At 67.5% G+C, this 12,689-nt stretch carries 13 protein-coding genes; 3 read left to right on the top strand and 10 right to left on the bottom strand.

Annotated features, from left to right (window positions below; translation table 11 throughout):
- Positions 1 to 17 precede the first annotated feature (17 nt).
- The 4 genes from AC1DER_RS03130 to AC1DER_RS03115 form a co-directional block, all read right to left on the bottom strand.
- The gene (locus AC1DER_RS03130) at positions 18 to 911 is read right to left on the bottom strand and encodes a hydroxymethylglutaryl-CoA lyase (protein ID WP_477247142.1); all 894 of its coding nucleotides are present in this window, start codon (positions 909 to 911) and stop codon (positions 18 to 20) included.
- On the bottom strand, positions 908 to 2,983 hold the full coding sequence (locus tag AC1DER_RS03125; protein ID WP_477247144.1) for an acetyl/propionyl/methylcrotonyl-CoA carboxylase subunit alpha: 2,076 nt from the start codon (positions 2,981 to 2,983) through the stop codon (positions 908 to 910). The genes AC1DER_RS03130 and AC1DER_RS03125 overlap by 4 nt, the downstream gene beginning before the upstream one ends.
- Before the next feature lie 3 nt (positions 2,984 to 2,986).
- Positions 2,987 to 3,472, bottom strand: a complete 486-nt coding sequence (locus AC1DER_RS03120; protein WP_441815971.1) for an endonuclease domain-containing protein — start codon at positions 3,470 to 3,472, stop codon at positions 2,987 to 2,989.
- 81 nt (positions 3,473 to 3,553) lie between these two features.
- Positions 3,554 to 4,336, bottom strand: a complete 783-nt coding sequence (locus tag AC1DER_RS03115) for an enoyl-CoA hydratase-related protein (RefSeq protein ID WP_441815972.1) — start codon at positions 4,334 to 4,336, stop codon at positions 3,554 to 3,556.
- A gap of 146 nt (positions 4,337 to 4,482) precedes the next feature.
- On the opposite strand from AC1DER_RS03115, the gene AC1DER_RS03110 reads away from it, so the two are divergent.
- From AC1DER_RS03110 to AC1DER_RS03100, 3 genes are read left to right on the top strand one after another with little or no spacing between them, the layout of a single operon-like run.
- Positions 4,483 to 4,782, top strand: coding sequence for a FeoA family protein (locus AC1DER_RS03110; protein WP_441815973.1), 300 nt, complete (start codon positions 4,483 to 4,485; stop codon positions 4,780 to 4,782).
- Positions 4,779 to 6,647 carry a ferrous iron transport protein B gene (gene feoB, locus AC1DER_RS03105; protein WP_477248554.1) on the top strand — a complete coding sequence of 623 codons (1,869 nt, stop codon included), beginning with the start codon at positions 4,779 to 4,781 and terminating at the stop codon, positions 6,645 to 6,647. The genes AC1DER_RS03110 and feoB overlap by 4 nt, the downstream gene beginning before the upstream one ends.
- A 2-nt stretch (positions 6,648 to 6,649) precedes the next feature.
- Positions 6,650 to 6,904 carry a DUF6587 family protein gene (locus AC1DER_RS03100; RefSeq protein WP_477248556.1) on the top strand — a complete coding sequence of 85 codons (255 nt, stop codon included), beginning with the start codon at positions 6,650 to 6,652 and terminating at the stop codon, positions 6,902 to 6,904.
- A gap of 510 nt (positions 6,905 to 7,414) precedes the next feature.
- Here AC1DER_RS03100 and AC1DER_RS03095 read toward each other — a convergent pair.
- The 6 genes from AC1DER_RS03095 to AC1DER_RS03070 form a co-directional block, all read right to left on the bottom strand.
- Positions 7,415 to 7,786, bottom strand: coding sequence for an FYVE zinc finger domain-containing protein (locus AC1DER_RS03095; protein ID WP_441815976.1), 372 nt, complete (start codon positions 7,784 to 7,786; stop codon positions 7,415 to 7,417).
- Complete coding sequence (locus AC1DER_RS03090; RefSeq protein WP_441815977.1) at positions 7,783 to 8,367, bottom strand: bactofilin family protein; 585 nt, start codon at positions 8,365 to 8,367, stop codon at positions 7,783 to 7,785. The genes AC1DER_RS03095 and AC1DER_RS03090 overlap by 4 nt, the downstream gene beginning before the upstream one ends.
- Positions 8,368 to 8,547: 180 nt before the next feature.
- Entirely contained in the window at positions 8,548 to 10,158 is a 1,611-nt protein-coding gene (locus tag AC1DER_RS03085; protein WP_441815978.1) for a carboxyl transferase domain-containing protein, read from the bottom strand.
- Positions 10,159 to 10,320: 162 nt separating this feature from the next.
- Positions 10,321 to 10,704 (bottom strand): hypothetical protein, encoded by a 384-nt coding sequence (locus AC1DER_RS03080; protein ID WP_441815979.1) that lies wholly within the window; start codon positions 10,702 to 10,704, stop codon positions 10,321 to 10,323.
- A gap of 294 nt (positions 10,705 to 10,998) precedes the next feature.
- Positions 10,999 to 11,367 carry a hypothetical protein gene (locus AC1DER_RS03075; RefSeq protein WP_441815980.1) on the bottom strand — a complete coding sequence of 123 codons (369 nt, stop codon included), beginning with the start codon at positions 11,365 to 11,367 and terminating at the stop codon, positions 10,999 to 11,001.
- Positions 11,368 to 11,489: 122 nt separating this feature from the next.
- Positions 11,490 to 12,665, bottom strand: coding sequence for a thiolase family protein (locus AC1DER_RS03070; protein ID WP_477244002.1), 1,176 nt, complete (start codon positions 12,663 to 12,665; stop codon positions 11,490 to 11,492).
- Positions 12,666 to 12,689: the final 24 nt, after the last annotated feature.

Genomic DNA, 12,689 nt, shown 5'->3' with positions numbered 1-12,689 from the left:
TGCGGGCGGCTTGGCCGTCATGAGGCTGCGAGCGCCTTGCCGGCCTTGCTGCCGGTCTCGCGGCCGAGCAGGGCGGCGAGCCAGCGTCCTGTTTCCGCCAGCGCAGGCAGGTCGACGCCGGTCTCGATGCCGAGCCCGTGCAGCATGTAGACGACATCCTCGCTGGCGACGTTGCCGCTGGCGCCCTTCGCATAGGGGCAACCGCCGGTGCCGGAGACGGCGGAATCGACCACCGACACGCCTTCTTCCAGGCACGCCAGGATGTTGGCCAGCGCCTGGCCGTAGGTGTCGTGGAAGTGCACCGCGAGCGCCGCGACGGGCACTTCCCGGGAGACGGCGAGCAGCATCGCCCGCGCCTTGCCGGGCGTGCCAACCCCTATCGTGTCGCCGAGCGACACCTCGTAGCAGCCCATCTCGTGCAGCGCACGCGCCACGCGCACCACGTCGGCCAATGGCACCTCGCCCTGGTACGGGCAGCCGAGCACAGTGGAGACATAGCCACGCACGGCCACGCCATCGGCGCGCGCACGCTCCATCACCGGCGCGAAGCGCTGCAGCGATTCGTCGATGCCGGCGTTGATGTTGCGGCGATTGAATTCCTCGGACGCGGCGGTGAACACCGCGATCTCGTCGGCGCCTGCGCTGCGGGCGCGGACATAGCCCTGCTCGTTGGGCACCAGCACCGGATAACGCACGCCGGCACGGCGGCGGATGCCGGCCAGCACTTCGGTGGCATCGGCCAGCTGCGGCACCCACTTGGGGCTGACGAAACTGGTCGCCTCGATGCTGCGCAGGCCGGTCGCCGACAGCCGGTCGATCAGTTCGATCTTGTCGGCCGTGGAGACCATGGTCTTTTCGTTCTGCAATCCGTCGCGCGGACCGACTTCGACGATGCGGACCGAGCGCTTCATGGCGCCAACGCCACCAGGATCGAGTCGGCCTCGACGAAGTCGCCGGCGGCCGCGCGCACTTCTGCGACCGTGCCCGCTCGCGGCGCCTTCAGGCTCAGCTCCATCTTCATCGCCTCGATCACCATCAGCTCCTGTCCCGCTTCGACCGTGTCGCCCGGCGCCGCCTTGACCACCACCACCCGTCCGGGCATCGGCGCCAGCAACTGGTTCCCGGCGCCTGCGGCGCTGCTGCGCTCGGGACGATACATCGGCACCGCCTGAAGACGGAGTCGACGCCCGCCGTCATGGACGACGATGCGCTGCGCACCTTGCGCGGTCATGTCCGTCGGGGCCGACATCGAGCCCCCGGCAGCCATGGCCCCTGCACCCGTTACCAACGTAAAGCGGCGGCCGCGTCCGTCAATACGCAGGCTGAGGGCGTCGTCGGCCTCGTTACGGGCGCCTTCGACGGTATGGATGCGGTCCTGGTGCTCGATCCGGTAGCTGCCTTCGCTGCCCTGGGCATGCAGTTCGAGGCGGCGTTCACCCTGCACGAAGGCCAGGCTGCGGCGGCTGCCGTGCCCCAGCCGCCAGCCGTCGGCAATGGCCCACGGCGAGCTCGGGTCGGCCGAGGCGCCCGCCAGCTCGCGGGTCTGTCGCTCCTGGGCCAGCAACTGGCTGGTTGCCGCGGCCAGCAGCAGGTCCTGGCCGGCTTCGTCGACGGTGCCGTCGTTGCCCGCCTGGATGAACTCGTCGAGATGACGGTCCAGGTAGCCGGTATCGATGCTGCCCTCGACGATCGAGGGATGGCGCACGAGGCGCTCGAGGAATTCGATGTTGGACTTCGGCCCGGCGATGTCGCACTGCGCCAGCGCCGTGCGCAGGCGCGCGAGCGCGCGCGGCCGGTCGGCGTCGTGGACGATGAGCTTGGCGATCATCGGGTCGTAGAAGATCGTCACCGTGTCGCCTTCGATCACGCCCGAATCGATGCGCACGTGTTCGTCCGTCGCCGGCAGTCGCAGCCGCTCCAGGCGCCCGGAACCGGGCAGGAAGCCGGCATCGGGGTCCTCGGCGTACAGGCGCACTTCGATGGCGTGGCCTTGCTGGGGGATCTGCTCCTGCGCCAGCGGCAGCGCTTCACCGGCGGCGACGCGCAGCTGCCATTCGACCAGGTCCAGTCCGGTGACGAACTCGGTGACAGGATGCTCGACCTGCAGGCGCGTGTTGATCTCCATGAAGTAGAAGTCGCCGTCCTGCCCGACGATGAACTCGACGGTGCCGGCGTTGACGTAGTCGATCGCGCGCGCGGCCATCACCGCCGCCGCGCCCATCGCCTGGCGCAGTTCCGGCGAGAGGAAAGGCGAGGGCGACTCCTCGAGCACTTTCTGGTAGCGGCGCTGCGCCGAGCACTCGCGCTCGTTGAGATGGATGGCCTGGCCCTGGCTGTCGCCGAAGATCTGGATCTCGATGTGGCGCGGGCGCTCGACGTAGCGCTCCAGCAACACGCGATCGCGACCAAAGGCATTGCGCGCTTCGCGCTGGCAGCTCTCCAGGTTGGCGGCGAACTCGCCGCTGTTGCGGACGATGCGCATGCCCTTGCCGCCGCCGCCGTGGGCGGCCTTGATCATCAGCGGGTAACCGATCGCGTCGGCTTCGCGCTGGAGCAGGTTGGGCGACTGGTCCTCACCGGTGTAACCCGGCACGACCGGCACGCCGGCGGCCTGCATCAGTTCCTTGGCGCCGGCTTTGCTGCCCATCTTGCGCATCGAGGCCGCCTTGGGCCCGATGAAGGCAATGCCGGCCGCATCGACCGCATCGGCGAACTCGGCGTTCTCGCTGAGGAAGCCGTAGCCGGGATGGATCGCCTGCGCGCCTGACTTGCGCGCCACTTCCAGGATCGCGTCGCCACGCAGGTAGCTTTCGTTCGGGCGCGGCCCACCAATCGGCCACGCCTCGTCGGCCAGGCGCACATGCTGGGCATCGGCATCGGCCTGGGAGTAGACCGCGACGGTGGCAATGCCCAGGCGCCGGCAGGTGCGGATGACGCGACAGGCAATCTCGCCGCGGTTGGCTATCAGGATCTTGTCGAACATGGCTTAGCCCTCCCCTTCAAGGGGAGGGTTGGGAGGGGATGGGTTGAGCCGCGTCTGCATATGGCCGATCACTACAACACTCCTGATTGAAGCCCTCCCCTTCAAAGGGGAGGGTTGGGAGGGGATGGGTTCCAGCCGCCTGAGCGCATCCAGAATCACCTCAACCACACCCTCGGCATTCTCGAATACTTCGTTGTTCCAGAACCTCAGTACCACGAATCCCGCTTGTTCCAGCCGCCGAGTCCGCACCCGGTCGTAGGCCGCCTTGTCGGTGTGCTGGGCTCCGTCGAGTTCGATGGCCAATCGGCGTTCGAGACACGCGAAATCCAGTATGTAGTCGCCGAATGGATGCTGCCTCCTGAACTTGCAGCCCTGCAGTTGTCGATTCCTCAAGTACCGCCAGAGATGACGCTCGGCATCGGTGGAATCGTTGCGCAACTTGCGCGGTCGTCGCTCCCGCGAGATTCGCCTGTTTGTCTGACCTTCCATGTGTTGGCTCCTCCTTGAGCCTGGTGTTGCAGATGGGCCTCTAACCCATCCCCTCCCAACCCTCCCCTTGAAGGGGAGGGCTTAGGGGTTCCAGCGCGGTTTGCGCTTGTCGAGGAAGGCGCCCAGGCCCTCCTGTCCTTCGGCCGATACTCGCAGACCGGCGATGAGGGCGGCATTGTCCGCGTCGAGCCGGTCGCGGTCGTGCTCGCCGGCGACGCGCCGGATCAGCGCCTTGGCCGTGGCCGAGGCCACCGGGCCGGCCTTGAGCAACAGGTCGATCTGGCGCTGGACCGCCTGGTCCAGTTCGGCGGCGGCGACGACCTGGTGGACCAGGCCGATCTGCAGGGCCACGGCGGCATCGAAGATTTCGGCGGTGGCGAACCAGCGCCGCGCCTGGCGGGGGCCGATGGCTTCGATCACGTAGGGCGAGATCACCGCCGGCAGCAGGCCCAGCTTGCTCTCGGTCAGCCCGAACTTCGCCTCGGGCGCGGCGATGGCGATGTCGCAGCAGGCGACGAGGCCGACGCCACCGCCAAACGCGGCGCCGTGCACGCGGGCGATGGTCGGCTTGGGCAGTTCGTCGAGGGCGCGCATCAGGCGGGCGAGGGCGAGCGCATCGGCGCGGTTCTCGGCTTCGCCGGCGGCGGCCATGCCGCGCATCCAGTTGAGGTCGGCACCGGCAGAGAACGAGGCGCCTTCGCCCTCGATCACGACCACGCGCACGCTGTCATCGGCGGCGACCGCTTCCAGCGCCCCGGTCAACGCCGCGATCACCATCGCATCGAAGGCGTTGTGCAGCTCCGGGCGGTTCAGGCGCAGGCGGGCGACGGCCCCTTCGCGCAGGCTCAACAGGGGATGGGTCATCGGCCGGCGGCTTGTTGGACTGTGGCGAATCATAGCTGCTGGCCCGCCGGTGCCGTGCGTTCGCGGGCGGTGGTGTAGAATTGAGAACAATTCCCATTTGGCGCCTGGCCCGTTTCCACCCGTCCGGGCCGGCTTGCAGGTGAACCTTGAAGCTGTCCGAATTGCCCCGCCGTACTGCCGCCACCGTTGAAAGCGTCGAAGACCACACGCCCAACGATTCGATCGCGCGCCGCCTGCGCGAGCTCGGATTCGTGAGCGGCGAGCGCGTCGAGGTGATGGCGGCCGGTCCTGTGGCGGCCGAGCCGTTGCTGGTGCAGATCGGCTTCACCCGCTTCGCGCTTCGTCGCAGCGAGGCGGCGCGCGTGCGCGTGCACGCGGCCGACGGCGCAAAGAGCACCAACGGCAAGCGCATCAACGGTTTCGACCACGACGAGGGCCAGGCATGAGCGCCGACACCCTTCGCATCGCCCTGGTCGGCAATCCGAACTGCGGCAAGACGGCGCTGTTCAACCAGCTCACCGGCAGCCGGCAGAAAGTCGCCAACTACGCCGGCGTCACCGTCGAGCGCAAGGAAGGCCGCTTCCACGCGCCGTCCGGGCGCCACTACGCCGTGCTCGATCTGCCTGGCGCATACAGCCTGCACGCGGCCAGCCTCGACGAGGCGGTGACGCGCGACCTGTGCCGCGGTTTCTATCCGGGCGAACCGGCGCCGGACGTGCTGGTGTGCGTGGTCGATGCGACCAACCTGCGCCTGCACCTGCGCTTCGCCCTCGAAGTGCGCGAGCTGGGCCGGCCGATGGTGGTGGCGGTCAACATGATGGACGCGGCCAAGCGTCGCGGTATCGACATCGACCTGGCCGTGCTCGAGCGCGAGCTCGGCGTGCCGGTGGTGCCGACCGTCGCCGTGCGCAGCGGCGGCGCGCGCGAGCTGGTGGCGATGCTCGACCAGGTCGCCGACAAACTGCGCGAGCCGCGCGCGCACCTGCCAGCGAACCTGGCCGACGATGCCGATGCGCTGCACGCCGAAACCCGGCGCCTGCTCGAACTGGCGGTGGCGATGCCGCGCCGCACCGCCGAGATCGACGATGCCCTGGACCGCTGGCTGCTGCACCCGGTGCTGGGGCTGGTGTCGCTGGCGGTGGTGATGTTCCTGATCTTCCAGGCGGTCTATGCCTGGGCGACGCCGCTGATGGACCTGATCGAGCTCGGCACCGCGGCTTTCGGCGACACGGTGGGCGCATTGCTGCCCGAGGGACCGCTGCGCAGCCTGCTGGTCGACGGCATCATCGCCGGCCTGGGCAGCGTGATCGTGTTCCTGCCGCAGATCCTGATCCTGTTCGCTTTCATCCTCGCGCTCGAGGAGTCGGGCTATCTGCCGCGTGCGGCATTCCTGCTCGACCGGATGATGGCGTCGGCGGGTCTGTCGGGGCGTTCGTTCATTCCGTTGCTGTCGAGCTTCGCCTGCGCCGTGCCGGGGATCATGGCCACGCGCTCGATCCAGGACCCGCGTGACCGCCTGGCCACCATCCTGGTATCGCCGCTGATGACCTGCTCGGCGCGGCTGCCGGTGTATGCGCTGCTGATCGGTGCGTTCATTCCGCAGAAGAAGGTGTTCGGTTTCCTCAACCAGCAGGGGCTGGTGCTGTTCGGCCTGTATGCGGCCGGCATCCTCAGTGCGCTGGCGGTGTCGTGGGTAATGAAGAAGTGGCGAAGCGACAAGAGCGAGCACGCGCTGCTGCTCGAGCTGCCGTCGTACCGCATTCCGCATCCGCGCGATCTGTTGATCGGTCTGTGGGAGCGCGCCTGGATCTTCCTGCGCCGCGTCGGCGGCATCATCCTGGCGTTGACCATCCTGCTGTGGTTCCTGCTGTCGTTCCCGGGCGCGCCAGTTGGCGCCACCGGCCCTGCCATCGACTACAGTTTTGCCGGCCGCATCGGCCACGCCATGACGGCGGTGTTCGCGCCCCTGGGTTTCAACTGGCAGATATGCATCGCGCTGATTCCGGGCATGGCCGCGCGCGAGGTCGTGGTGTCGTCGCTGGCCACGGTCTATGCGTTGTCGGCCGCCAATGACGATGCCGCCACCCAGGCGCTGACGCCGTTGATCAGCAGTGGCTGGTCGCTGGCCACGGCGCTGTCGCTGCTGGTGTGGTTCATCTATGCGCCGCAGTGCATTTCGACGCTGGCGACGATCAAGCGCGAGACCAATTCGTGGAAGCAGGTGGCGATCAGTGCCGGTTACCTGTTCGCGCTGGCGTACCTGGCGTCGATGCTGACCTACCAGGCCGCCGTGGCGCTTGGGGCGGGGTGATCATGGATGCTGGCCTGCTCGCGCAGTATCTGGTGATCGCGGTGGCGGTGCTGGTCAGTGCAGGGTTCGTCGCGCGCCGGCAGTTCCCCGATGCGGTGCGCCGCATGCGCGTCGCGCTGGCGCTGCCGATGGTGCGCGATGGGCGCCCGGCGTGGATGCGCGCGCTGGGTCGTCGCGTTGCGCCTCCGGCGAGCCTGGGCGATGCCAGCTGCGGTGGCTGCGACAACTGCGGGCCGACGCCGCCGCGCAAGCACTGACGACTGTCTCGTCTCGCCGTCGTCCCGTCGTCCCGTCGTCGTCATCCCGGCGAACGCCGGGATCCATCTTGCTTGTGGCCGTTCAACGCGGCAGCAGCCTTCGGCGAGGCGCCGTCCACCACGCCGGGGATTGCTCCGCCCGGCAGACGACATCCTGTCTTTATGCCGGGCGCGGGACATCCATGTCCCGCTGCTACGCAATCCCCGGCGCGGTGAACGCCGCTCCGGCAGTTCGTTTCATGGTCTTCGTTTGCCCTCACCCCAACCCCTCTTCCGCATCCGGGAGAGGGGCTCGCCGTCATTCCCGCGAAGGCGGGAACCCAGGGGCGGGGCAAACCCCCGCGTGGTGGGCGGCGCCCGTCCGCAGGCAACAACGCGTGACAGTCACAGCCGAGCGGCCGGCGCGCGTCCGCAGACAGTGGGGCGTCGGCGCCACAGCGTGACAAGACGCGGCCAGGCAAGATGGTTTCCGGCGTTCGCCGGAACGACGAATGAGGGAACGCAGCCGCCTCAGTGGCGGCCGCGACCACGTCCGGCTCGATAGCCCTTGATCTCCACCGCTTCGACTTCCAGGGTGAAGGAGCGCTCTTCGCCAGCGAAGAGCGCGCCAACCCCCATGACCTGGCGATCGATCTCGACGCCCTCGTCATTGCGGATGGTCAGCACCACCGAGTATTCCAGCGCGTTGTCGCCGGGCGGTGGCTTGATCGTTCCTTCCACGCGCAGTGGCACCGACCGCTGTTTGGCGGACTCCACTGCATCGGGGTCGAAGCGCAGGTGGTGCCGGCACGATGGACAGACCGTGGCGCTGTCCAGGATCTTCGTCTTGCAGTGCGGGCAGATGCGCGTCGCGCCGGGTGTACCGGGGCGAACAGCACTCATGCGGCGGTGCTCGCCTCCGCCTTGTTGAAGTCGGCCTTGTCAGCCTTGTCGGACTTGCCGTTGGCCTTGGCCAGTTCCTTCTCGTCCCAGCCGAACTCGACCTGGCCACGCATGCGCGCACCAGCCGCGACTGTGACCGTGCCGGCCTTGACGTCGCCGACGACCACGCCACCTTCGAGCAGCTCGACGCGCGTAGCCGATTCGATGTTGCCTTCGAGCTCACCTGCGATGACGACCTTGCGCGCACGCACGCCGCCGGTGACCTTTGCGCCGACTTCGACCGTGAGGTCGCCTTCGACCTGCACGTCACCCTTGAAGCGGCCGGCGATGCGGATGTGGCCCGCGCCCTGGATCTTGCCTTCGATCGACAGATCGGCCGCGATCAGCGATTCCTTGCCCTCGCGCTCGGCCGGGCGCGGCGCCGGTGCGGCAGCGGGCTTGGGAGCGGGGGTGGACCCGAACGAGATTTCATTGCGCACGTCCGGCTCTTTGCCAAGTGCGGATTCCGGTTGACCCGGCTGGTTCGGCGGCAGGTTCTCGCGCTTGGGGGTGGACGACGGGGGGGAATTGAATATCGCCATGGCACGGACTTCCTGATGTTGGGCGGAACGTAATGAAGGATTGAAGTGCAACCAGTCGAGGCTACTGGCCGTCCCCCATCATCGGTGTGACGCGCCTCACCCAATCATCACGGTGTGCCAACCGTTTATCTGAGGATCACCTGTCTGAATTGGCCTGCGCGGCAATGCAGCGCAAACGCCTTACATGCGGAACACGCCGAAGCGCGTGCGCTCCTCAATCGGTGCATTGAGGCTCGCCGACAGGCCCAGGCCGAGCACGCGACGGGTGTCGGCCGGATCAATGATGCCGTCGTCCCAGAGCCGGGCCGTGGCGTAGTAGGGATTGCCCTGGCTTTCGTACTGGTCGCGGATCGGCGCCTTGAAGGCTTCTTCCTCGTCCGCCGTCCAGATCTTGCCGGCGGCTTCGATGCCATCGCGCCTGACCGTTGCCAGCACGCTGGCTGCCTGCTCGCCGCCCATCACCGAGATGCGCGCGTTCGGCCACATCCACAGGAAGCGCGCGCCGTAGGAGCGGCCGCACATGGCGTAGTTGCCGGCGCCGAAACTGCCGCCGATCACGACGGTGAACTTGGGTACGTGCGAACAGGCGACCGCGGTCACCATCTTCGCCCCGTCCTTGGCGATGCCGGCGTTCTCGTACTTGCGACCGACCATGAAGCCGGTGATGTTCTGCAGGAACACCAGCGGGATGCCGCGCTGGTTGCACAGTTCGATGAAGTGCGCGCCCTTGAGTGCGCTCTCGGCGAACAGGATGCCGTTGTTGGCGACGATGCCGACCGGGTAACCGTGCAGGTGCGCGAAACCGGTGACGAGGGTCTTGCCGTAGCGCGCCTTGAATTCCTGGAAGTCGCTGCCGTCGACGACGCGGGCGATCACCTCGCGGATGTCGAACGGGCGGCGCGTGTCCTTGGGCACGATGCCGTACAGCTCGCTGGACGGATACAGCGGCTCGCGCGCGGCCTGCACCGCGACGGGCAATGTCTTGCGCCGGTTGAACGTGGCGACGATGTCGCGCGCGATCTGCAGCGCGTGGCGGTCGTCCTCGGCCAGGTGGTCGGCCACGCCGGAAACACTGGTGTGCACGTCGGCGCCGCCGAGCGCTTCGGCATCGACGATCTCGCCGGTCGCGGCCTTCACCAGCGGCGGGCCGCCGAGGAAGATCGTGCCCTGTTCGCGCACGATGATCGACTCGTCGCACATCGCCGGCACGTAGGCGCCGCCGGCCGTGCATGAGCCCATCACCACGGCGACCTGCGGGATGTTCTCCGCGCTCAGCCGCGCCTGGTTGTAGAAGATGCGGCCGAAATGTTCCTTGTCCGGAAACACCTCGTCCTGCAGCGGCAGGAACGCGCCACCGGAGTCGACGAGGTAGACGCAGGGCAGGTGGTTCTCGCGCGCGATTTCCTGCGCACGCAGGTGCTTCTTCACCGTCATCGGGAAGTAGGTGCCGCCCTTGACCGTGGCGTCGTTGGCGACGATCACCACTTCCTGTCCCATCACCCGGCCGATGCCGCAGACCATGCCTGCGGCCGGTGCCGCGCCTTCGTACATGCCTTCGGCGGCGAGCGGGGCGATCTCGAGGAAGGGTGACCCCGGGTCGAGCAGGGCGGTGACGCGATCGCGCGCAAGCAGCTTGCCGCGTTCGGTGTGGCGGGCCCGGGCCTTGTCGCCACCGCCTTCGGCCGCGCGGGCGAGGCGGGCATCGAGCTCGTCGACCAGGGCGCGGTGATAGGCGACGTTGTCGAGGAAGTCCTGCGAGCGCGGATCGATGTTGGAAGTCAGGGCGGGCATCGATGCAATGGGTGCGAAGGATGCGGCATGAGACCACAAAGGCCGGTGTGGGGCCAATCGCATGGTCGGCATCGAACCTGCCGGTGTCGAGGCAAAAAGAAAGGCCCGCTTGCGCGGGCCTTTCGACAATCGATGCGGAAAGCTCCGCAAGTAATTCCAGGGTTACTTCTTCTTCGCTTCTTCCGCGGCCTTGTCGGCCTTGTCGGCCACCTTCTGCGCTGCATCGGCCGTGGCCTGGGCGGCGTCGGAGGTTGCAGCGGCGGCGCCGGCAGCGGCGTTGGAGGCAGCGGCAGCGGTGGAGTCGGCAGCCTTGTCCATGGCGGCACCGGCCTGTGCGGCGGCGGCATCGGTGGCGGCAGCGGCGGCTTCGGCGCTTTCGTTGGCGGCGGTGGACGCGGCGTCAGCGGCGTTGGAGGCGGCGTCGCTGGCCTTGTCGGCGGCAGCGTTGGCGGCTTCGGCGGCTTCGGTTTGCGCGGTTTCGGTCTTCTGGCAGGCCGACAGGGCCAGAACGGCGGCGGCCAGGGCTACATAGAGCTTGGTGTTCATGAGTCTCTCCGAGAGGTTGTCTGAGAACTGCCAGGTAGAAAAGTCGCTATCAACCAGATCAGGCAACGCCGGCGCTCACAGCGATCCGGCCAGGCCAGTCCGATCGTTCACTGACCGCTTTGGAGCTTGCTTCGTCTTCGCTTCGTCTTGCTTCGTAATGTCGTTTTCAATCCACTTGCTTAGACCCTGTCGCGAACCATTCGTTCGAGGGTCTCTCTACGGAAAAAGCCGCCGGGAATCCCGGCGGCTCTTCCTGTGAGAGTAGACACTCGGGCAGTTGCCTGCCCGAAGTGATTACTTCTTCACTTCTTCCTTGGCAGCGTCAGCAGCCTGGCCGGCAGCGTCAGCAGCCTGGGTGGCGGCGTCAGCAGCCTGGCCAGCGGCGTCAGCAGCAGCGTCGGCAGCGGCCGGAGCGGTTGCAGCGGCGGTAGCGTCGGCCGAAGCAGCGGCGGCGTCAGCAGCCTGAGCAGCGGTGTCAGCAGCGGCCTGGGCAGCGTCAGCAGCAGCGGCGTCGCCGGTGGCAGCAGCGGTGTCGGCAGCAGCAGCGGCTTCGGTCGAAGCAGCGGCGGCGTCCGTGGCAGCTTCGTCAGCCTGCTTCTGGTTCGAGCAAGCAGCCAGGGCCAGGCCCATAGCCAGGGCGAGCAGCGCCTTGTTGAAAGTCATGGTTTATATCCTCGTCGTTTAGTTAGGCAACGCGCAATTGCGCGTCTATAACATGATGACAAGCCGGTGACGCGTGTCAAGCGGCTTGTCCGGTTTTTTTTAAGTAATACGTTTTTAACGTCTTATAGCACTTCTACAGCAATAGCCGTGGCTTCGCCACCGCCAATGCACAGGGAAGCGACGCCGCGCTTGACGCCGCGTGAACGCAGCGCATGCACCAGGGTCACGACCAGGCGGGCGCCGCTGGCACCGATCGGGTGCCCCAGCGCAACCGCGCCACCGTTGACGTTCAGCTTTTCGTGGGGGATGCCCAGGTCCTTCATCGGCGCCATCGCCACGCAGGCAAATGCCTCATTGACCTCGAAAAGATCGACGTCGGCGACGTCCCAGCCGGCCTTGGCCAGCACGTTTGAAATCGCTTTCACCGGTGCGGTGGTGAACCACTCCGGCGCTTGGGCATGGCCGGCATGGGCGACGATCCGGGCCAGCGGCTTGAGGCCGCGCTTGCCGGCTTCCTCGGCGCTCATCAGCACCGTTGCGGCGGCGCCGTCGGAAATCTTCGACGACGATGCGGCGGTCAGGACGCCTTCCTTGCCGAAGGCTGCGCGCAGGGTCGGGATCTTCGCCAGGTCGATCTTGCCCGGCTCTTCGTCGCCGTCGATCACGACCTCGCCCTTGCGGCCCTTGACGGTCACCGGAACGATTTCGTCCTTGAAAGCGCCACCGGCCACGGCGGCCTGGGCGCGGCGTGCGCTTTCGGTCGAGAAGGCGTCGAGCGATTCGCGGTCGAAGCCGTACTTCTCGCAGGCCATGTCGCCGAACACGCCCATGGCCTTGCCGTCGTACGGGCTGGTCAGGCCGTCGCAGGCCATGTGGTCGAGGAACTCTGCGCTGCCGTAGCGGATGCCGGTGCGCGAGTTGTTGAGCAGGTGCGGGGCGTTGGTCATCGACTCCATGCCGCCGGCAACGACGACACTTGCCGAGCCGGCCTTGATCAGGTCGGTGGCCAGCATGATCGCCTTCATGCCCGAGCCGCAGACCTTGTTGATCGTGGTCGCGCCGGCCGAGGTCGGCAGGCCCGCGGCGAGCGCGGCCTGGCGTGCCGGTGCCTGACCCAGGCCGGCGGGCAGCACGCAACCCATGATTACTTCGTCGACCTGGTCGGCGGCGACGCCGGCATGCTCGAGCGCGCCGGTGATGGCGGCCGTGCCCAGCACGGGGGTGGCCACGCCGGTGAACTGGCCGAGGAAGGAACCGATGGCGGTGCGCTTGGCACCAACGATGACGACGTCAGTCATGGGGAACTCCGGGACAAATCAGGC

It is taken from the genome of Lysobacter sp. 05T417 (genome assembly GCF_056396405.1).
The sequence above is the reverse complement of the archived record's forward strand: the minus strand, read 5'-3'. Positions and strand labels throughout refer to the sequence as shown.

Bases quoted from the DNA above. Each gene is read 5' to 3' on its own strand.
- AC1DER_RS03125 (WP_477247144.1), bottom strand. From the start codon at position 2,983: ATGTTCGACAAGATCCTGATAGCCAACCGCGGCGAGATTGCCTGTCGC.
- feoB (WP_477248554.1), top strand. From the start codon at position 4,779: ATGAGCGCCGACACCCTTCGCATCGCCCTGGTCGGCAATCCGAACTGC.
- AC1DER_RS03115 (WP_441815972.1), bottom strand. From the start codon at position 4,336: ATGACCCATCCCCTGTTGAGCCTGCGCGAAGGGGCCGTCGCCCGCCTG.
- AC1DER_RS03070 (WP_477244002.1), bottom strand. From the start codon at position 12,665: ATGACTGACGTCGTCATCGTTGGTGCCAAGCGCACCGCCATCGGTTCC.
- AC1DER_RS03100 (WP_477248556.1), top strand. From the start codon at position 6,650: ATGGATGCTGGCCTGCTCGCGCAGTATCTGGTGATCGCGGTGGCGGTG.
- AC1DER_RS03085 (WP_441815978.1), bottom strand. From the start codon at position 10,158: ATGCCCGCCCTGACTTCCAACATCGATCCGCGCTCGCAGGACTTCCTC.
- AC1DER_RS03080 (WP_441815979.1), bottom strand. From the start codon at position 10,704: ATGAACACCAAGCTCTATGTAGCCCTGGCCGCCGCCGTTCTGGCCCTG.
- AC1DER_RS03130 (WP_477247142.1), bottom strand. From the start codon at position 911: ATGAAGCGCTCGGTCCGCATCGTCGAAGTCGGTCCGCGCGACGGATTG.
- AC1DER_RS03095 (WP_441815976.1), bottom strand. From the start codon at position 7,786: ATGAGTGCTGTTCGCCCCGGTACACCCGGCGCGACGCGCATCTGCCCG.
- AC1DER_RS03120 (WP_441815971.1), bottom strand. From the start codon at position 3,472: ATGGAAGGTCAGACAAACAGGCGAATCTCGCGGGAGCGACGACCGCGC.
- AC1DER_RS03075 (WP_441815980.1), bottom strand. From the start codon at position 11,367: ATGACTTTCAACAAGGCGCTGCTCGCCCTGGCTATGGGCCTGGCCCTG.
- AC1DER_RS03090 (WP_441815977.1), bottom strand. From the start codon at position 8,367: ATGGCGATATTCAATTCCCCCCCGTCGTCCACCCCCAAGCGCGAGAAC.